This is a genomic window from Pseudonocardia sediminis (genome assembly GCF_004217185.1).
GTDB lineage: Bacteria > Actinomycetota > Actinomycetes > Mycobacteriales > Pseudonocardiaceae > Pseudonocardia > Pseudonocardia sediminis.
The window spans coordinates 2,585,296-2,604,454 of sequence record NZ_SHKL01000001.1 but is presented as its reverse complement, the minus strand read 5'-3'; the positions used below and the strand labels follow the sequence as shown (position 1 = coordinate 2,604,454).

19 protein-coding genes are annotated in these 19,159 nt (G+C 70.2%); 17 read left to right on the top strand and 2 right to left on the bottom strand.

The genetic code is table 11. From position 1 onward, the window contains the following. The first annotated feature begins 1,357 nt into the window (after window positions 1–1,357). The 10 genes from EV383_RS12170 (at window position 1,358) to EV383_RS12130 (ending at window position 12,062) form a co-directional block, all read left to right on the top strand. Entirely contained in the window at window positions 1,358–1,642 is a 285-nt protein-coding gene (locus EV383_RS12170) for a hypothetical protein (protein ID WP_130290013.1), read from the top strand. Continuing rightward, window positions 1,639–2,802 (top strand): hypothetical protein, encoded by a 1,164-nt coding sequence (locus tag EV383_RS12165; RefSeq protein WP_130290012.1) that lies wholly within the window; start codon window positions 1,639–1,641, stop codon window positions 2,800–2,802. The genes EV383_RS12170 and EV383_RS12165 overlap by 4 nt, the downstream gene beginning before the upstream one ends. Beyond that, window positions 2,799–4,292, top strand: a complete 1,494-nt coding sequence (locus EV383_RS32650; protein ID WP_130290011.1) for an SCO6880 family protein — start codon at window positions 2,799–2,801, stop codon at window positions 4,290–4,292. Before EV383_RS12165 ends, EV383_RS32650 begins: the two co-directional genes overlap by 4 nt. Window positions 4,293–4,302: 10 nt before the next feature. Next, on the top strand, window positions 4,303–5,733 hold the full coding sequence (locus EV383_RS31140; protein WP_165438318.1) for an ATP-binding protein: 1,431 nt from the start codon (window positions 4,303–4,305) through the stop codon (window positions 5,731–5,733). A gap of 23 nt (window positions 5,734–5,756) precedes the next feature. Further along, the gene (locus EV383_RS12155; RefSeq protein WP_165438317.1) at window positions 5,757–7,592 is read left to right on the top strand and encodes a type IV secretory system conjugative DNA transfer family protein; all 1,836 of its coding nucleotides are present in this window, start codon (window positions 5,757–5,759) and stop codon (window positions 7,590–7,592) included. Continuing rightward, window positions 7,589–8,116 (top strand): DUF4913 domain-containing protein, encoded by a 528-nt coding sequence (locus tag EV383_RS12150; RefSeq protein ID WP_207223497.1) that lies wholly within the window; start codon window positions 7,589–7,591, stop codon window positions 8,114–8,116. The genes EV383_RS12155 and EV383_RS12150 overlap by 4 nt, the downstream gene beginning before the upstream one ends. Before the next feature lie 117 nt (window positions 8,117–8,233). After that, window positions 8,234–9,256, top strand: coding sequence for a VldE C-terminal domain-containing protein (locus tag EV383_RS12145; RefSeq protein WP_130290009.1), 1,023 nt, complete (start codon window positions 8,234–8,236; stop codon window positions 9,254–9,256). Window positions 9,257–9,447: 191 nt separating this feature from the next. Further along, complete coding sequence (locus tag EV383_RS12140) at window positions 9,448–9,927, top strand: hypothetical protein (protein WP_130290008.1); 480 nt, start codon at window positions 9,448–9,450, stop codon at window positions 9,925–9,927. Window positions 9,928–10,772: 845 nt separating this feature from the next. Then, window positions 10,773–11,510, top strand: a complete 738-nt coding sequence (locus EV383_RS12135; protein WP_130290007.1) for a DUF2786 domain-containing protein — start codon at window positions 10,773–10,775, stop codon at window positions 11,508–11,510. Window positions 11,511–11,579: 69 nt separating this feature from the next. Next, a complete protein-coding gene (locus tag EV383_RS12130) occupies window positions 11,580–12,062 on the top strand; it encodes a hypothetical protein (RefSeq protein WP_130290006.1) in 483 nt (160 codons plus the stop codon). Between the two features lie 29 nt (window positions 12,063–12,091). Here the strand turns inward: EV383_RS12130 and EV383_RS12125 are convergent, their stop codons facing one another. Continuing rightward, window positions 12,092–12,976, bottom strand: coding sequence for a bifunctional DNA primase/polymerase (locus tag EV383_RS12125; protein ID WP_130290005.1), 885 nt, complete (start codon window positions 12,974–12,976; stop codon window positions 12,092–12,094). Window positions 12,977–13,211: 235 nt separating this feature from the next. Between EV383_RS12125 and EV383_RS12120 the strand changes: the two genes are divergently transcribed. Further along, window positions 13,212–13,739: a hypothetical protein gene (locus tag EV383_RS12120; protein ID WP_130290004.1), complete on the top strand. Its 528-nt coding sequence runs from the start codon at window positions 13,212–13,214 to the stop codon at window positions 13,737–13,739. Between the two features lie 403 nt (window positions 13,740–14,142). Here the strand turns inward: EV383_RS12120 and EV383_RS31135 are convergent, their stop codons facing one another. Beyond that, window positions 14,143–14,304, bottom strand: a complete 162-nt coding sequence (locus tag EV383_RS31135) for a hypothetical protein (protein ID WP_165438316.1) — start codon at window positions 14,302–14,304, stop codon at window positions 14,143–14,145. 199 nt (window positions 14,305–14,503) lie between these two features. Between EV383_RS31135 and EV383_RS32645 the strand changes: the two genes are divergently transcribed. The 6 genes from EV383_RS32645 (at window position 14,504) to EV383_RS12095 (ending at window position 19,151) form a co-directional block, all read left to right on the top strand. Continuing rightward, complete coding sequence (locus EV383_RS32645) at window positions 14,504–14,626, top strand: hypothetical protein (RefSeq protein WP_278044832.1); 123 nt, start codon at window positions 14,504–14,506, stop codon at window positions 14,624–14,626. Window positions 14,627–14,715: 89 nt separating this feature from the next. Further along, window positions 14,716–15,243, top strand: a complete 528-nt coding sequence (locus EV383_RS12115; RefSeq protein ID WP_130290003.1) for an SAF domain-containing protein — start codon at window positions 14,716–14,718, stop codon at window positions 15,241–15,243. A gap of 89 nt (window positions 15,244–15,332) precedes the next feature. Beyond that, a complete protein-coding gene (locus tag EV383_RS12110; RefSeq protein WP_130290002.1) occupies window positions 15,333–15,995 on the top strand; it encodes a CpaE/TadZ family protein in 663 nt (220 codons plus the stop codon). Beyond that, on the top strand, window positions 15,992–17,362 hold the full coding sequence (locus EV383_RS12105) for a TadA family conjugal transfer-associated ATPase (RefSeq protein ID WP_130290001.1): 1,371 nt from the start codon (window positions 15,992–15,994) through the stop codon (window positions 17,360–17,362). The genes EV383_RS12110 and EV383_RS12105 overlap by 4 nt, the downstream gene beginning before the upstream one ends. A 263-nt stretch (window positions 17,363–17,625) precedes the next feature. After that, the gene (locus EV383_RS12100; RefSeq protein WP_130290000.1) at window positions 17,626–18,267 is read left to right on the top strand and encodes a type II secretion system F family protein; all 642 of its coding nucleotides are present in this window, start codon (window positions 17,626–17,628) and stop codon (window positions 18,265–18,267) included. Between the two features lie 17 nt (window positions 18,268–18,284). Next, entirely contained in the window at window positions 18,285–19,151 is an 867-nt protein-coding gene (locus EV383_RS12095) for a hypothetical protein (protein WP_130289999.1), read from the top strand. Window positions 19,152–19,159: the final 8 nt, after the last annotated feature.

Here is a 19,159-nt window from a genome sequence, read left to right as displayed (position 1 = left end):
GCCGGGGCACGGCGCGGATGCGGCGACGTGGCAGGTGCGGAGCCAGGCGAGCTCGCGGACCGCGCGCGGGTGCACGGGCCAGCAGTCGGGCAGCTCGGCGCGGGTGAGGCGGTACTGGGCGTTGAGGACGGTGGCCACCCAGTCGCCCAACGCCTTCCACCTTGGAGACGGCTTCCTCTTCGTCGAGGGCCGCCCAGCGCAGGGCGGAGTGAGGGCGATCGGGCCGCTCTCGTCGCCCTCGGCGCCGGCCCCGGTTTCGAAGGCGCCGGCGATCGCGGCCAGGCCGTGTTCGACGTCGCCGAGGCGGGCCAGCATCTCCGAGACCTGGTCCGCGACGTCGGCGCCCCCCCCGGGTGGCGTCGGTGGCCGGTCCCTGATCCGGCGGATCTCGAGCCCCATCTCCACCTGGCACCACTGGAACTGGGACCTGGGGCCCTTTCGTCGGTCGATATGCGGCACAACGGCCGCCCATCCCAGCGACCAGGCCGGCAACGAACCGTATGCGACTCGCCAATATCCCGGTGACTGCGCGCGCAGTCACCGGTCGACGGCAAACCGGGTAGCAGAGAGATGCTCGACCGCCTGCCACCGGCGGCGCTCCGTCGCGCAGACTTCCGCAATCACTTCTCGATGAGCCGTCACCCGACTTCCTCGGCTCGAGATGTCGACCAGGTTGCGGTCACCGTGACCACGGCGTGGTCAGGATGTGGTCACGGCTCGGCCACGAGAAGCAACAACGCAGCAGGCCCCGGACCACATGCTTCCTCCAACGTGGAGGGAGGTGCCGGATGACGAGTCCAAATGCATCAGCAGGCTGGGCGACGCGACCAGAGTCGAGGTCTGGGCGACGTCGCCGCGGAGTCTCGGTGGTGGGTGTTTCAGGTGGCGTCGGAACGACGACGATCGCCGCCGCGATCGGCGCGACGGATCGTGGGGTATCCATAAACCAGCGCGTCGACATCCTCGTCTGCAGGTCCAGCGGCGACTCGCTGGTACAGGCCGCGCGGGCCGCACAGCTTGTCGGCGCATCAGCCGGACGTCGGCCGGTGCTCGCAGTCAATGCGGCGGATCTATCCCAGCCGAGTAGATCGGTGACAGCCAGACTCCGACTGATCGAGCCGCACACCTCGTCGGTCGTCTTGATGCCGCTCGTCCGGCATTGGACCGAAACTCCTGCTCCGACAGAGGAGCTCCGGGGCCTTTTCTCAGGCAGCCATGGCGATCTCCCCCGCCGTCTGAGGAGCTTCGCGAACGCTGTACTCGATCTGAGGTCTGCCGTGGAGCGTCGCTTCCCCGACGCCTCCCGCGCCGCACCTGCTCGAAGGGTTGCCATAAGTCGCACTCCCGGGCGGGACCGATGAACACGCTCGCGGCGCTCTGGCTGGCACAGCAGGTACCGAACCCCGGCCCTGTCGTGCCTCCGGGTCTCGGCGAGCTGGCCAACCAACTGCTCGGCTGGCTCAAGTGGGGCGTTCTCGTCTCCGGAGTCCTCGGCATCCTGATCTGCGCGTTCATGCTGATCATCGGTCGACGCAACCGGTCGGCGACCGCCTACGAAGGCCTCGTCGGATCGGCGTGGGTGCTCGGCGGGCTTGCGCTGGCCTCGGTCGCGGCGCTGCTGGTCGGAGCGTTCCAGCTATGAGCGCCGACCTGCTGCAGAAGGCGGACGACTGCGGTGTGGACCTGGGCTGCCGCGCCGCGGCGTCGGCGTTCGACAGCATCATCACCGACGTCGCTCGTGGGGCCGCCGAGCTGGTGGTCTCCTCCGCGACCTGGTGGACCGAGACCGACAGCATCAACCCGAACGACCCCGCGGTCGCCGCAGCCCAGGGCGCCACACGTGAGCTGATCCTGGTGATCCTGGTCGGCTCCGTCCTCGTGCAGTCGATCCGGCTGATCCTGTCCCGCAAGAGCGAACCGCTGATCATGGTCGCGACCGGGCTCATCCGCTACGCGGCCGTCTCGGCGCTCGGTCTGGTCGTGCTGCAGGGCGCACTCCGAGCAGGTGACGCGATCGCGGGCCAGCTGCTGAACGGTGCGTCCAACGACTTCGCGCTGTTGATGCGCGACATCCTCACCGACGCCGACGCGACGTTCCCGGTTCTGCTCATGTCGCTCGTCGCTGCCGTGCTGTCGCTGGTGCAGTGGGTTCTGATGGCGATGCGCCAGGCCGGCCTGTTGGTACTCGCGGCGATGGTGCCGCTGGCCGCGTCCGGCTCGCTGACACGGTCCACCCGAGGCTGGCTGGACAAGCTCGTCGTCTGGCTGATCGCCATGGTCGCTTACAAGCCCGCGGCGGCGTTCATCTACTACATCGGGTTCTCCTACCTGTCGTCGCCGAGTGCCGCCGATGCCGGCGGCCTGGCCACGATGATCACCGGACTCATGGTCCTGCTACTGGCAGTGATCGCGATGCCGGCACTGCTGAAGTTCTTCGCGTGGTCGGGCACCCAGGTCGGCGGAGGAGGCAGCGGATCCGGGTTCCTCGGCGCCGCCGGGGCGATCGGGATGTATCAGGGCGGCGGTCGCGGTGCCGTGGACCGTGCGGCCGCGATGGACACGGGCGGTCCCGGCTCGCAGGCGACCTCGGGCGGCTACTCACCTCCGACCGGGGCGGCGCCTACCGCTACGGCGGGAGGCGCGACCGCGGGCGGTGCTGCAGGGGGCGCTGCGGCCGGATCCGCGGCCGCCGCGACGGGTGGCGTCGCCGCCGGTGCCGCTGCACTCGGCGCCGCGGCCTCGTCGGCCGGGCGGGCAGTGGCCGGCGGGATGACCGGCGACGAAACCGAGGAACGTCCATGAGCAGCCTCGACCAACAGGATGCCGCCCCCGGTCCGCGGCTCTACGGCAACTGGCGGTCTGAGCGCGGCTGGGGCATCGGATCGCTGTCCACGACGTCGACGATCATCCTCTTCCTCGCGGTGCTGGTACCGCTGCTCGCCGTGTCCGCCCTGCCGTCGGCTGCCCTTCCACTACTCGGCGTCTGTGCGATCACCGTGGCTGCTGTGTTCGTGCGGGTCGGCGGAACGAGTGGCCTCGACATCGTGCTGCGGCGGGTCAGGTTCCATCGAGCGCGGGCGGCCGGCTGGACCGAGCTGTCGGCCGGGGTACTGACCGAACACCCCCGAGCAGCAGACCTACCCGGGGTGCTCGCACCCCTCCGCCCTCTCGACATCGACGACGGACGCGGCGGACGCCACGCGCTGCTCTGGCACCGCCGCAACGGAACCCTCACCGCCGTCCTGCGCTGCTCCCCCATCGGCCTGGACCTCGCCGATCCTGAGCACGCCGACAGGTGGGTTGCCTCCTGGGGTGTGTTGCTGGCCGACCTCGGCTACGTCCCGCTGACCCGCCATCTCGCCGTCACCGTCGACACCGCGCCCGCTGGCGGGACGACCGTGCGCGACCACATCGCCGGCGCCCTCGACCCCTCCGCGCCGGAGCTGTCCCGCCGCATCCTCACCGAGCTGGCCGAGCTCACCCCGGCCACGACGGCCGAGACCGACACCCGGGTCTCGATCTGCCTCGACCCGGCCCGCGCGACACCACGCCCGGCCGACCTGCTGGCCGCCGCGGTCGAGGTGGGCCGACGACTCCCCGCGATCGAGAACCAGCTCGCCGCCTGCGGCGTCGCGGTACTCGGACGGGCCACCACCGGCTGGCTGACCGGCCGGATCCGGGCCGCGTTCGAACCGCACCTACGGCCCGAGCTCGCGCGGCTGTCCGAGTCGAACGCAGTGATGGCCTGGAGCGAGGCGGGCCCGGTCGCCGCGAGCGAACGCTGGGACGTCTACCGCCACGAAGGCGGCCTGTCCGTCTCCTGGGCTCTGCGCGAAGCGCCGCGCCAGGCCGTCGGATCCGGAGTCCTCGGGCCTCTCCTCTCCCCCGGCCCGTTCCCCCGGCGGACCACCTGGCTCTACCAGCCCTACCCCGCCGACCAGGCCGCCGCGAAGGTCGAAGCCGAGCTGACCTCGGGTCAGGTCCGCCGGGCCTGGGCCGAACGCACCCGCCGCGACGAGACCCAGCGCGAACGCGACGACCGGGCCCGTGCCCTGCAGTCCGCACGCGAAGAAGCACGTGGCGCCGGCGTCGGCCGGTTCACCGTCTACGTCACGACGACGGTGCTCCACGACGACGATCTTCCCGCCGCCATCGCCGACGTCGAGCAAAGAGCCGGCCAGTCGAAGCTGCGGCTGCGACGGCTGCGTGGCGCGCAGGCCGCCGGCTTCGCTGCCTCGCTCGGCATCGGCATCGACCCGGCCGATCTGCTCACCCACCGCCACCACCGCTGAGGAGACACACATGACCATCGCGGACCACAGCGCGGATCCGGTCCCCCGTAGCTGGGGCTGGCCCGTAGCCGGAGGCGGCCGTGCCGCGCACGTCGAGGCCGGCAGCCGCTTCGCCGGCACCACCAGCCAGATCTGCGGGCTGTTTCCCTTCGCCACCTCGTCGGGATCCGACGTCCGCGGCGTGCCGGTCGGGCGGCACCTGCACACCGCCGAGCCGGTCGGTCTCGATCCGGCCCATTGGTTGCGTACCGGTCTCGTGTCCAACACCGGTGTGTGGGTCCAGGGACAGCCGGGCATCGGCAAGTCCTCGATCACGAAGCGCCTCCTGGCGGGCCTGGTGGGCTTCGGGATGCGCGCCGTGGTCCCCGGCGACGTCAAGGGCGAGTACACCGCCCTGGTCCACGCGCTCGACGGCGCGGTCTGGCGACTCGGCCGCGGCCTGCACGCCCTGAACCCTCTCGACGCCGGCCCGCTGCGCGCCGCGCTGCGCAACGCCCCCGACGCCGACCGGACACGGCTGCTCGAGACGTTGCGGGCGCGACGGCTGTCGCTCCTCGATGCGCTCGTGACCATCGTTCGTCGCAACGAACCCGACGTCACCGAACGACGGCTGCTCGGTGCAGCGCTCGACCGTGCCGTGTCCACCGCCGGAGATCGTGAACCCCTGATCCCCGACGTCCTGGCCGTCCTCGTCTTCGGTGCACCTGAGCTGATGACGATCGCGGCGTGCGACGACCAGCTCGACTACGGCCGTAGCGCCCGCTCGTTGATCAACGCGCTCGGCCTGTTGTGCGAGGGCGCCATCCGGGGCATCTTCGACCGTCCCAGCACCGCCCGCTTCGACCCCGACACCCCCGCATTGTCCCTGGATATCAGCGCGCTCGACGACGATGACGACGACGTCGTGGCCGCAGCGATGCTCTGCTCCTGGGCCTGGTCCGCCGCCCTGACCGACGCCGCCGCGTACGGCTCACGGCGCCGCAACGTCGTCCAGGTGCAGGACGAGCTCTGGCGAGCGCTCCGCGTCGCACCCGGCCTGGTCGAACGGTCCGACCGGATCACGAGACTGGGCCGCCATCGCGGCGTCGTCTCGTTCCAGATCACCCACTCCCTCGACGACCTCGAAGCCCTGCCCACCGAGTCCGACCGGGCGAAGGCCCGCGGGATGGCTTCCCGCAACGGCGTCCTGCTTCTCGGCGGGATGGCTGAGAAGGAGCTCGATGGCCTCCGCCGCATCACCTCGCTCAGCGAGGGCGAGGCGGCGCTCATCACGTCCTGGGCCGCCCCGCCGACATGGCACGCCGGCCGCATCCACCCGGGGCGGGGCAAGTACCTCATCAAGTCCGGCCAGCGGGTCGGTCTCCCCGTCGCGCTGACGCTCACACCGAGCGAGATCGCACTGCACGACACCGACCGCGCCTTCCGCCAGGACGCCTCGTGACTCCGGGAGGGCTACGGGAAGCAATGGCACCACTGACGTTGCTGGGTGTCATCTCGCTGGCCGTGCTGCTCAACGGGAACGTGTGGGTCGCCTCCGGAACCGCGTCGCTGACCGGGCTCGGAACCTGGTCGATCCCCCTGATCGAAAGTCCGATCCTGGGCGCCCTGGCGCGGGGTGGATCAGAGGCCGTCCTCGTCCCGGGCGCGATCACCTCGATCTTCGTTCTTGTGATCATCGTGCTGACCGCAGTCGAGCTGGGTGTGGCCGGCTTGCTCGGGGTAGTGCTGCTCCGCAATCGCGGACGCCGCGGCGACCCCCGCCGCTCGATGCTTCGCGCGAGCGACCTCGGTGAGCTCACCGGTGACGCCGCACGATCCAGGGCACGCCAGCTCCGGCCTACGGCCGGCGCCGCCGACTCGTTCGACCGAGGTATCCGGCTGCTGACGATCGATCGACGCGAGGTCTGGATGTCATGGGAGGACGTCGCCCTCGTCATCATGGGGCCACGGTCCAACAAGACCAGCGCCATCGCCGTTCCCACGGTTCTCTCCGCGCCCGGTCTCGTTGTCGCCACCTCGAACAAGGCCGACCTCTGGGCCCTGACCGCGGGCATGCGAGGACAGGCGGGCCCCGTGTGGACCTTCGACCCGCAGCGCATCGCCCACGCCGAGCAGACCTGGTGGTGGGACCCGCTGCGCAGCATCGCCGACGCCGACCCGACCGAACGGGTCGAAGCCGCCGCCAGGCTCGCCGGCCACTTCGTCGGCACCATCGGCGGCGAGCGCCGTGACCCGTTCTTCCACTCCGCTGCAGAGCAGGTCCTCACCGCAACTCTGCTCGCGGCAGCGATCAGCGGAGGGACGATGCGGGATGTCGTGGCCTGGCTGCAGCCGGGACGTCGTGACGCCATCGCCGCCCTCGACCAGGCCGGTGCCGAGACCGAGGCCGCGGACCTCGAGGCCACCCTCTCCGGCGCGGACGTGACCACGAAGGGCATCTTCCAAACCGCTCGCACCGCTACGAAGTCGCTCACCTCGGAACGGCTGATGCGGTGGATCACCCCTCCCGACACCTGGGGCGACTCGCTCGTCGTCGACCCGCCGAACGAACTGGACCTGTGGGATCTCCTCGCCGCGGGCCGAGAGGGCCGGGCCACCGTTCAGCTGCTGTCCAAGGAAGGAGCCGGAACGGCGGCACCCGTGGTCACAGCACTCGTGGACCGGATCCTCGAGATCGCTGAGCTCCTCGCGCAGGCATCGGGAGGACGACTCGAACCGCCCGTGGTCGCCGTGCTCGACGAGGCGGCCAACATCTGCCCGATCCGGGCCCTACCGCAGCTCTACAGCCACTACGGCTCCCGCGGTATCCAGGTCCTGACCATGCTGCAGAGCTACCAGCAGGGCGTCGGTGTGTGGGGCGAGCAGGGCACGCAGGCCCTGTGGTCGGCGGCCACGATCAAGCTCGTCGGAGCCGGCGTCGACGACCATGCCTTCCTGCAGAAACTGTCCGGCCTGATCGGCGACCACCACGTCGAGCGCATCTCGACCAGCGTCGACCGCACCCGGACCTCCCGGCAGTACTCCGAAGCCCGCGAACCCGTCATGCCGGCATCAGCGCTACGCGCGATCCCACGGGACCGGGCCGTCCTGCTCTCGACCGGCCGCCGCGCCGGGCTCGGCATCCTCCACCCCTGGTACCGCGAGCGCGAGCACATCGATATCGGCGACTACGCCGACATCGCCCTCGCCGAGCTCCGGCTGGCCGCCGCGGCAGCGCTCGGTACCGACAACCCCGTCAATCGCGTCGCCCCCAGCACTCCCGACGACACCGCGGGGCCGCTCCCAGGAGACCGACCATGACGACCCCCGAGTCCGGCGCGGCCGCCGCTCGAACGCCGGAAGAGCTGATCGAGGAACTCCTGGGAAGGGTCCAGGCCCTCGAGGCGTGGCGCACGCATCAGACCGACCTGATCGACGAGCTGCTCAACGGCATGCCCATTCCCGAGACGGCCTCGCTGACGAGCGCACAGCCCGACGAGGGCGAGCTCGACATCGACGCCCTGATCGACTGGGTGCACCAGACAGTCACCTCCGTCATCGCCCGCCCGCTCCGCGGAGAGCTCACCTGGTGCCCGCTGTGGTGGGAGCACGCCGAAGCGGTGTTCCGCCTGGAGGCACTCCGGCGCGCCTGGACTGAACTCGCAGCAGAACCCGGCGTCGCCATGTCGATCTGGATCCGCGACCACCTCGACCCGTGTCTGCGTGAGCTTCTGACCCCGCTCGGACCATTCGCCGACTGCCAGCAGAACACCCGCTATCGCAGCCTCAACGGCCACACACCTCTGCCGACCCTGCCGACCCGAACGCCCGACAACGACGAGTGACATCGAATGCGCGGCGTCTCCATCGCCTGCGGCGTCCTGGTCGCGGTCCTTCTCCTCCCGCTGGTCCTCATCGCCTCCGTCACCGGAAGCCTCGCCACCGCGATATCGGCGACCACGGTGAACGCGTCGGCCCTCCCTGCCCTCGCATCCCGGGAGCTGGGAACCATCACCGCCGTCACCGCGACGACCTGTCCGGAGCTCCCGCCGGTCTGGGTACTCGCGCACGTCGAGGCCGAATCCGGCTGGGATTCGACGGCGTTCAGCCGTGACGTCAACGGCGGGGCAGCCGGGCTCTACCAGCTCAACGAGGCGAACTGGCGCTCCGCCGGAGGTTCTCCCTGGCCGGGCACCCCACCCGCAGCGAGCAGCGACGTCCTTCAGCCCGACGTCCATCTCCGCCGCGCGATCCCGTGGGTCTGCGACAACCTCCGCATCGCGTCCGCCCACCTGCGGGCGACCCGGAAGCCGACACCGCCGCTCGACGCGATGCTCGTCTGCCACATCGCCGGGTGCGGTCGCGTCACCGGATCGAAGACCGGTGTTCCGACCGCGGGCGAGGCCGGTTGCGACGCCGGCTGTGCCGACCTCGTGAGCGGGTACATCGAGCGGGTCCACGCGCTCGTCGACAAGTACAGCGCTGCGGCCGGAGGGCCCGGTACCGCCGATCTTCCCGCACCCGCCCCGGCGAGCGAGGCGAGCACCGGGTGCACGGCCGACGATCCCACCGGCGGACGCTGCCTGACGCCCACGACGCGCCACGCGTACGACGAGATCGCACGGGTCTTCGGGCTCCCCGGCAAGAGCGGCGGCACTCTGCGTTCGGCCGGCTGCTGGGATGCGCACGCCTGGAACCCCACGAGCGACCACCCTCAAGGGCGAGCATGTGACTTCTTCCCCACGGCGGCGGGGCGCTTTCCCGAGGGCCAGGAACTGCAGAACGGCTGGCGCCTCGCCGAGTGGTTGCGCGCGCACGCCTCTGAGCTGAAGGTCAGCTACATCATCTGGCAGGGGCGTATCTGGACACCCGGCGCCCCCGACGAGAACGGCTGGGGACGTCCGTACAACGGGGGCGGCGTCTACGACCCGAACGATGCCACGGGCGGCCACTACGACCACGTGCATCTGTCCGTATCCGACTAGGCCTGCTCAGCAGGACTAGCCGTAGCACCGTAGACCGGGCTCTCGCGGACGATGCCTCGGTCAGCCGACTATATCGCCGACGCGATGAATCGCTCCGGCACCCCCAACTCGATCGGTCTGTTATGTCTGTAACGGGCGGCCCCTCCCCATCGGTATCCCGGTCACGCTCCCCAACCGAAGGACTGCTCCCCGTGACCTCGACCCGCAACACCTTGCGCCGAAGCATCGCCTCACTCACCACGGGCGCCGCTCTAGCGCTCACCGTCGTCGGATGCAGCTCCGAACCCGCCGCGACCGCCGACCAAGTCGTCGCCAAGCTCACCGCGAAGGTCACCAGCGCCGCCGCCGGCGCAGCCATCACCGCCAAGAACGACCGGAACAACCTTCTCGGCCGCCCGAGCGGCTGCACCTCGGCGATGACGTTCACCGACTCCCGCGTCCCGGCCGAACAGCGCGATCCAGACCCGCTCTCGACCTCGAATGGCGGGAAGGTCGAGACCTTCGAGACTGCCGACCAGGCCCAAGCCCGCGCCGACTACATCAACAAGATCGCCGAGGCCGCCCCGGCGCTGGCTGGTGAGTACAACTACGTCTCCGGCACCTCGATCGTGCGCGTCACCCGGACGCTCACTCCTGCGCAGGCTGCCGAATACGAGGCTGCGCTCGAGTGATGGGAGCGACCTGCCCGTCCCCGCGGCCCAGACTTAGGCGTCGTCCCGTGTCTCCATCTGGAACGGAGGGGCGTCGCTGAGAGCCGGAAGATGTAGATCTACGCGAATCGCCGCCCTCAGACGATTCTCCCACTCTCCGAACCGAGCGCTCATGACACCGGCCCGGCCCCCATCGTCAAGATCGGTCTGGCACCAGCGTGAGAGCCAGAACGCGGCTTCGGACCCCGCCTGAAACACTTCTGACGACCCGAAGATGTGAAGCGGGTGAGTGTTGTCCAACGCAACGCCGACAGCGGCGGCTGCCGCTTCGAGCCCAGTTCCGCTTCGTGACGCGGTGACAGCCACCGACGCCTCCTGCAAAGCGGTGTAGAAGTCCAGATAGACCTGCCGCTGTTGGTCCGCAACGTTCTGCTTGTCCTCGCGATCCCATCGCTCTCGCTCGCGTTTGCGTTCTCGTTTCCGGGCTGCCTTCTCCCGCTTGTCCGAGCGGGCCTGAGTGATCGCGGCCGCCCAGGTAGCGCCCGTAGCTGTACCGAGCAAGCCGAGGATCGCGACGAGCAGAGTTACCTAGATCGGAGTCGTTGCCGCCATGCCGCCGCAGTCTTCCGTGGCGGCTGGTGCGAAGAGGGTGCGGGATCCCATCGCGACGTAGCGGTGGAGTTCTGGCCGTGGCAGACGTTTAGAAGCGGCAACGCCGCCACAGCTGTGAGGCATCTCCACACCGGGCTGGCGGCGTGCGGAAGAGCCCTACTTCGCTGATCGACCACGGCAGAGCAGCAGTGAATCAGTACGACGACCTGGTGCTCGCCCGAATCACGGGCGCGACTGCTGAGAGGAAGCGCTCCGTGGACACAGAGGACCAGAAACTCGAGACCATCCGAAAGCTGCTCGCGAAGGCCGAGCGGGCCGCGACCTCCTACGAGGCGGACGTCTACAACTCCAAGGCCGCGGAGATCATGGCCAAGCACGGCGTCGACGCCGCGATGGTCGCATCGTCCGGCGAGAAGCAGGATGTGATCGGAAGTCGCCGCATCACCATGACCGATCCGTACTCGACGGAGAAGGCGACGCTGGCGGGTTGCGTCGCCGCGACGTCGAACTGCCGTGTCGTCCGGCATCCGGGATTCGGCCGGGGCCAGACCGCCGCCGTCACGGTGATGGGTTTCGAGTCGGACCTCAACCGCGTAGAGCTCACCTATACGTCACTGCTGCTCCAGGCCACCCGATCGCTGACTCGGCAACGGCCTCCGGCGTGGTCGAAAGAGTCGACCACGGCGTTTCGCCGAACCTGGCTCATCGGCTTCGCGGCGGAGGTCCACCGCCGGCTGACCGACGCCGGGACGTCCGCCGTCCGAGACCACGACGCGCAGCTCACGGCAGGACGTCCGTCGGCTGCGCTGGTCCTCGCCGATCGTCGGTCTCTCGTCGACCGGGCCTACGACGAGCAGTTCGGAAACCTGCGGACGGCCCGCCCACGGAAACTGTCGGGGACGGGGTACCGCGCCGGCGCGGAAGCGGGGCGTCGTGCCGACGTCGGACACAAACGCGTCGAGTCCGTCCGGCGCGCCATCGACAGAGGTTGACATCGTCGGTTATCCACAACCGGGAGATTCTCCTTGCTTGGGGACCCCACCGGTTCGAGCCTCGGCGGCATGGCCCTCATGCGCGTAGCCGTCGGCGTTGTCGTTCTGGCGCTGGTCTGCAGCGCCTGCATGCCTCGATCGTCCGGAGACCTCGACGTCCGGACCGGCTGTACATCGATCACTGCTGAGCGCACCTCCGTAGCGGCCGGCGTCGTGATGAACGTCCGCGCTGCGGGATGTCCCGGCACGGCCGCAACGGTCGATCACATCGCCGCGACGGTCTGGCGGTCTCTGCGTCAGCCGGTCGACGAGATTCGAGTCGAGGTCTCGGGAGGGGGTAGCCGACTATCCACTACTGCGCTCTTCTCGCGCGCCACGCTCAGCGATCGTTTCGGCGGCGGCCCTTCCGGACCGGTCGTCGCGGCCCCCGAGACCGACGACGCGGACCTGTGGCTCCTGCTTCCTATCGCCTGGATCGTCGCGGGCTTCGGGGCGCTGCTACTGGTCTACCGGGCTGCGCGCGCCGGGGCCGTGTTCCTCGTCTTCAGGTGATCGGGCGGTCGGCATAGCCGCGTCGCCCCTCAGCTCGTGCGTGACCGCTGCGGGGGCATCGGGTCAGCGCCCCGACGATTCCCTGCACCCTGCACGCTTCTGGCGATACCCGACCGGATGGTCCGTCGGATCTCGTAGGGGCTGAATCCGTCGATACCCACGTGCCCGGAGGCAGCTGTGCTGAGAGCCGCGTCGACGTCGCCGTCGTTCACCTGGCCGGAGTGCACGAAACGCCCGAGCCGGGCGGCTGCTTTGAACAGCGTGGCGTTACGCCGTCCCGGCGTCGCCTCGGCGACCCGTCGCATCTCGCCTTCGATCGCCGCTCGGACGTACGCGGGGTGGGGTGTCTCCCGGCGTGGTGGACACGGAGGGATCGACGGCTGCAGCAATGCGACGATCCACTGCGGTGCCGGTACCGGGTCAGTCCCGTGAACTATCCGGTAGAGCGACCTACCGCTCCGTGAACCGGGCCCGACCACGTACCCGCCTCGGGCACGGGTATCGATGTGCGGTCCGAGCCGGCCCGCGGTGTTGGTCAGCGAGCGGTCTGTCGGAGCCCGGAAGTACAGGTGCTGACCACCGCCGGCGGTCGTTACGATCAGCGTGTTTCGGGGGACGGTTTCGTGCGCCTTCCGGGCGAGCTCGTCCAGCACCTGCCGTCCGTGGCGCCGATCTAGATCGGAGCGCTTGGGCGCGTCCAGGTCGACCACCAACAGCCGTGACGGCCCCGTCGCGACCCCGATGTTGTACGGCGCGCGCAGCCACCACCGTTCGATCTGTTCGACGTCGGTGGTCGCGCATCCCTCCCAGTCGCGTCGAACCGCAGGGATCTTGCTCCCGGGTCGGAGCGGGAACACGTACAGACCCCGGGCAGCCAGCGAACACGCTGCGCGCATCAGGCGGTCGGACGGCATCGCGGACTCCTCCCATCGGGAGATCCGCAGACTGCCCCGTTCACGCGAGCGAACCGTGGTCGACGTGTTGTTGGTCCGATCAGGGGACTTACTGCCGTTCCGTCCCCGGGTCCCGATCAGATTGCTATCCACGTGACTTCGATCAGCGATCGGAGCCACGGACCGACCACGCAGGAGAAACGCAGCGACCACGCCTCGGTGCACTCTCAGCTGCACCGGCATTCGAGGGGGACAAGTGACAACACGGCACGGCCACCGGTGGCTGATCCCGTTGTTCGCGGCCGCAGTCGTCGCCGGCTGCTCCGGGCCGAGTCCCCACGAGACATCGAGGACCAGCACGCCCTCGACGACCGATCCGATCGAACGCAACGCGCTGGCCGCCTACGAGGAGTTCTGGACGGTCACCGACGCCGCTTTCGCGGCGCCCGGTTCGCAAGACTGGACGTCCCGGACCCGGGAGGTCGCCACGGGGCAGGCGCTCCAGGCCTTGGACAGGGACATCGCCAACTACTCCGGGGTTCCGGCGCACACGGAAGGCACGGTCTCCCGCGCGCCCAAGGTTGCCACCGTGGCAGCCGAACGGGTCGCAATCGTCGACTGCGTCGACATCAGCGGCTCACGACTCGTCTCGGACGACGACGGCCAGGTGCTCGACGACCTGGCGAACCGCGTCCCCCGCTATCTCTATCGGGCCGAGGTGATCCCCCGTGGCGACCGGTGGGTGGTCGACCGAACGGCACCGTCATTGGCCGAGCCGTGCTGAGCGCCTCGGTGGTGGCCCTGGTCCTGCCCTCGTTGGTGGTCACAACGGTTCATGCGACCCCGGCGAGTCCACCGCGCTGCACCGTCGTCGACAGCATCGGACGATGTCTGGTCAGTGCTGTCGACCCGGGACGCCGCGGTGCCGGCGAACAGAAGCGGCGGTCACGCGAGCAGCAGACACCGAGGCCTCGGACTCCCGAACGGCCGCGTCAGGTCGCAGCCGGTGAGCCGACGGGACCTCCGGCTCCCCCACCTCCTCCCCCGGTGAAGGCGGTTCCCGGAGGCGCCGGACCCAGCGGGGGATGGACCCAACGGCCGGTACAGGATCTTTCCGGTCTGATCGATGTTCCGACCCCCGACGAACCGCAGACGCAGGACCCGGCCGTCTCGCCCGAGATCCTCGCTCAGCGAGCGATCGAACAACTGCCCTTGCCCGCGCCTGTGTTGCACGCGTCGACCGGTGATCGTGGGTTCGTCGGGGTGCCGATGTGGCTGTGGATCGACGGCGGTCCGGCAGCTGCCGGGCCGATCTCGGTCACCGCGACGGCCGGCGCAGCCAGCGTCACCGCGACCGCACACCTCTCGGAGGTCGAGTGGGCGATGGGGCCTCCCGGTGGAACCGTTCAATGCTCCGGGCCCGGAACGCCCTGGACCGGGCAGGAGGGTCCATCGCCAGACTGCGGTTACACCTACCTGCAGCGGTCGCTCCCGGTCCGGACCGCGGGAGCGGGACGGTGGACCATCACCGCGACCAGCGTCTGGACCGTGACGTGGTCCGGGGCCAGCAACGGCGGGCCGGTGACCGGTGAACAGGTCGTCCGTGTCCCGAACCAGACGACGCTCGCGGTCGACGAGGTCCAGGTGCTCGTCGGTGGTGACGGGTCATGATCGCCACGGCCCACGCCCGGAGCGCTCCTCCCGACTCGGCCGCACGACCGTTGCGGCAACGGCGTTCGTCACGGGTTCTCCTGCTCTCGGTGGTCCTCGCCATCATCGGTGCACTGCTCGGCGCCTACGCCTACCGCGCCGCGGTGAGCCGGGACGGCGTGGTCGGCGTCGCACAGCCGTTGGCTTTCGGAGCCACCGTTCGCATCTCCGACCTTCGAGAGGTGCAGCTGCCGAGCGACACCGGGCTGGCCACGGTGCCGTGGAGCGAAGTCGACTCGGTCGTCGGAAAGCTGACTTCCACCGATCTCCGAGCAGGTCAGGTCCTCACTCCGGACTCGGTCACCGGCGAACGACTGCCGGCCCCGGGAGAGGCGGTCGTGGGGCTGTCGGTCGAGTCCGGGCGTGCCCCGTCCGAGTCTCTGGGCCCGCGTGACGAGGTTCTCGTCGTGACCGGTGGCGGCCGCCCTCCTCGCCGGGCCGTCGTCGTGCGGTCGGGCGACTCGGACGCAACGGGCCGCCGCGGTATCGACGTTCTCGTCCGACAGGCCGACGCCGAAGAGCTGGCGCTCGCATCGGTGGACGATCGCGTGGCCGTCGTCCTCGTGGGGCGGAGGTGACCGCGGTGCTGATCGGAATGGTCTCGGCGAAGGGCAGCCCCGGTGTCACGACGGCTGCGCTCGCGGTCGCCTCGCAGTGGCCCCGCCGCGTGCTGCTGCTGGACGCGGACCCGTTCGGCGGTGACATCCGTGCCGGCCTCGGCGGTGGGGAGTGGCCGTCGGCCGCAGGTCTCGCGGACGCGGTCGTCGACCTCCGGTCCACCGGCATGGATGAGGCACTCCGCCGACGTGTCCACCGTCCGGCACCTCATGCGCCGCCGGTGCTTGCCGGGCTCGGCTGCGTCGGGCAGGCACCGAGCGTGGCCTGGACCCAACTGGCGACGGCTCTGGGCCGGATGACCGGGGCGGACACGATCGCCGACTGCGGTCGCTACGCAGTCCTCGACGGTGTCATCCCGCTCCTGCGCGCTTGCGAGGTGGTGGTGCTCGTTGTCGGGTCCGGTCTCCGGGCCGTCCGTACCGCGTCCCGTGTCGCTCCACTCCTTCGTGAGGAGCTCGGCGTCGAGGCCGGAGACATCCGAGTCTCCGTGCTAGTCGTCGGTCCGGACGAGCCGTACTCGTCGTCCGAGATCGCCGCCGCCTGTGAGCTCCCACTGCTGGGTGAGCTCCCCCGCGACCGACGATCGGCCGACGTCTGGAGTGAAGGGGTTCAGCCCGCCCGGGCCTTCGACCGCAGTCCACTCCAACGCGGGGCCCATCGCATCGCGGCAAAGCTGGTCGGGGCCGGCACGGGCGGGAACGGTGCGGCATGACGCGCCCTTCGAACGGAGCCACCCGGAGCCCGCACGCCGATCGTCGCCTGACCGAACGCATCCACACCGCGGTCCTCCAGCGCCTCGCCGACGAGCCGGACCGGGATCGCCTCGATCCGGCCGACCAAAGACAGATCATGCTCGCCTGGATCCAGACCGAGCTCGACATCGAGGCACGGCGTCGCATCGCCGACGGCGAGCAGCAGCTAGACCCGGACGTTGAGCGGACGATCGCCCACACGGTCGAGAACACGGTGTGGGGCCTCGGCCGGATCCAGGCGTTGCTCGACCTGCCCGGTGTCGAGGACATCCACATCATCGGCTGCGAGACCCCGGTCCTGCGCCTGACCGACGGCTCCATCCGTCAGGCCGAGAGCCCGATCGCAGACACCGACGCCGACCTGGTTCAGCAGCTGCAGCACATCGCTGCGCACCACGGGAGCTCGGAGCGCGCCTTCTCCCCGGCCCAACCCTGCCTGAACATGCAGCTGCCGGACGGTTCCCGGCTCGCGGCGATGCGTGAGGTCGTCCCGCGACCGGTCGTCACCATCCGCAAGCACCGCCTCGTCGACGTCCAGCTCCACGACCTGGTCCGCCTCGGCACCGTCTCCCCCGTCATAGGGCGGTTCCTCGCGACACTGGTCAAGGCGAAGCAGAGCACCCTCGTGACGGGTATGCCGGCCTGCGGGAAGACCACGATGCTCCGGGCGCTGGCACGCGAGATCGACCCACGCGAGCGGTTTGCGACGCTCGAGACGGAGTTCGAACTCAACCTACATCGGCTCCCGCAGCGGCCACCGCTGTTGTACGCAGCCGAGTGCCGGGCTGGCTCGACCGAGCGCGATCCCTCGACCGGTCGTCCGGCCGGCGAGATGACGCTGTCGGATCTCCTGCACCAGACCCTCCGGATGTCGGTGACGCGGGTGATCGTCGGCGAGGTCCGCGGGGCGGAGGCGCTGCCGATGCTCGAGGCGATGAACGCCGGCATGCCGGGATCGATGTGCACGCTGCACGCCGGGTCCGCATCGGACGCCTTCGAGCGCCTGGTCACCGCCACGATGAAGGGCGCGGGTTCGGGGTGGTCGGACGCCTTCGTCACCCGCCTGGCTGCTCAGGGCATCGACTACGTCGTGCACCTGCGCCACACCACGACCCCTGAGGGCCGCCGGACACGGTTCGTCTCCGAGATCGCCGAGGTCACCTCGGTCGGGGAGAACGGCGGCGTCGCGATGAACCGGATCTTCGCGCCGAAGGGCAATGACCCGCGCGGAGTGTTCCAGCTCTTGCCCCAGAACCGGCGTCCGTTCGACGAGGTGGGGATGGACCTCGGATTTCTGCACGGCACCGAGGGCGGGTGGTCCCGATGACGCTCCCGCACATGGCTGCGGTGCTGGCGGGCGCGTGCCTCACCCTCGCCGGGTGCCTGGCGATCATCGGTGGTCGACGACGATCCGCCGTAGCACGGACGCCGGCCACGCCCGAGCGACCGGCGATTCGCCGTCTGCGAGTGATCTCGGCGGCGTTCGGAGACCCCGTCCGGTCTCGGCCGGCTCGACGGAGAGCCGCGGTCTGGGCCGTGGTCGGGGTCGCGATCTGGGTGATTTCCGGGTGGCCGGTCGCAGGTGTCGCCGTGGTGGTCGCCGGTCTGTGGCTTCCCTGGCTGCTCGGCTCGGCCCGCGTCGTGCAGGACCGGATCGCCACACTCGAAGCACTCGAGACCTGGTGCCGCCGGATGGCTGACACCCTGGCCGGGGGCGGCGCGATCGGCCTGGCACAGGCGATCGCCACCACGGCCGCCCGGGTCGAGGAACCGATCGCGACCGCCGTGCGAACCCTCGCCCGGCGCATGCAGACCGACAACCGCGACCCGGCTGCGGCACTACGCGAGTTCGCGGACGCCGTCGACGACCGGACCGGCGACGCCGTCGCCGCGGCGCTGCTCCTGGCGTTGAACCAGCAGAGCACGGGAATCGCGCAGGTACTCCGGCAGCTCGCCGACGGCGTCGCGCGCGACGTCCGTGCCCGTCGTGAGATCGAGGCCGCCCGGGCCGAGTCCCGCCAGTCGATCCGGATGCTCCTCGTGATCCAGGCCGGCCTTCTCGTGCTGCTCGCCCTGGTCCCCACCTTCGCCGCCCCCTACGGGACCCCAGTCGGACAGGCGGTGATGGCAATCCTGCTGGGCGGCACGGCGGCCCTCCTGATCTGGATGCGCCGGCTGTCCCTCGGCAAGAAGCCTCCGCGCTTCTTCGGCGTGACGGCCGGTGCCTCGTGACCGGCGGACTGGGACTCGTGCTGCTGGCCGGAGCACTTGTGGGAACTGCCGTTGCTCTGGGTGTGACGGCCGGGCGGCGGCGCCATCCCGTGCTGGCCGATGCGCTGCTCGCACTCAATGAACGTGTCGGAGCAACCAGCCTGCCGCTGCCACAGAAGTCGTGGCACCGAGCTCTGCTCCCGACGCTGCGCCGCCTGCCGGTGGCCGTTCCCGACAGCGACCTCGAGCTCCTCGGCATCAGCCGGGACAGGTTCCTCATCGAGGCCGCTGCCTCCGCCGCGATGCTCGCCGTCGCAGGGCCGGCGCTGGCCGGGGTCCTGGCGCTCGTGGGCACGGGACTCCCGATGGTGATCCCTGGGGGCTTCACCGTCGTCGGGCTGCTGGTCGGCTGGACCGGGCAGTCGCGACGCGTCATGACGAGGGCCGACGACGCCCGCATCCAGCTCAGGTCGGCATTGGTCGCCTATCTGCAGCAGGTCGGGCTGCTCCGCCGCGGGGGCGCCGGTGTGTCGACCGCGCTGACCGTCCCTGGCACCTTGCTCGCCGACAGCTGGGCGATGCGCCGCCTACGCGACGAGCTGGAACTCGCGCAGATGGCCGGCGAGATGCCGTGGGAGGGACTCCGACGGTTCGGCGAACGCGTCGAGGTCGACGAGCTGGCCGACCTGTCGGCGATCGCCGCGGCGGCCGGTCACGACGGCGCGACCGTCGTCGGCACCCTGCTCGCCCGTGCGGAGAGCCTCAGCGACGAGCTCCTCGCCGACGAGCACACCGACGCCAATCGCGCGAGCGGCCAGATGAGTACCCCGGGGGCGTTGCAGGTCTTCCTGATCGCCGCCTGGGTGTTGTTTCCCGCAGGAGCGGCGCTGCTGGGCAGCGTCTGACGACACCG

Coding starts and splice junctions, on each gene's coding strand:
- EV383_RS12165 (WP_130290012.1), top strand. CDS start 1,639: ATGAGCGCCGACCTGCTGCAGAAGGCGGACGACTGCGGTGTGGACCTG.
- EV383_RS12105 (WP_130290001.1), top strand. CDS start 15,992: ATGACGCGCCCTTCGAACGGAGCCACCCGGAGCCCGCACGCCGATCGT.
- EV383_RS12170 (WP_130290013.1), top strand. CDS start 1,358: ATGAACACGCTCGCGGCGCTCTGGCTGGCACAGCAGGTACCGAACCCC.
- EV383_RS12125 (WP_130290005.1), bottom strand. CDS start 12,976: ATGCCGTCCGACCGCCTGATGCGCGCAGCGTGTTCGCTGGCTGCCCGG.
- EV383_RS12130 (WP_130290006.1), top strand. CDS start 11,580: ATGGCCCTCATGCGCGTAGCCGTCGGCGTTGTCGTTCTGGCGCTGGTC.
- EV383_RS12155 (WP_165438317.1), top strand. CDS start 5,757: ATGGCACCACTGACGTTGCTGGGTGTCATCTCGCTGGCCGTGCTGCTC.
- EV383_RS32650 (WP_130290011.1), top strand. CDS start 2,799: ATGAGCAGCCTCGACCAACAGGATGCCGCCCCCGGTCCGCGGCTCTAC.
- EV383_RS12150 (WP_207223497.1), top strand. CDS start 7,589: ATGACGACCCCCGAGTCCGGCGCGGCCGCCGCTCGAACGCCGGAAGAG.
- EV383_RS31140 (WP_165438318.1), top strand. CDS start 4,303: ATGACCATCGCGGACCACAGCGCGGATCCGGTCCCCCGTAGCTGGGGC.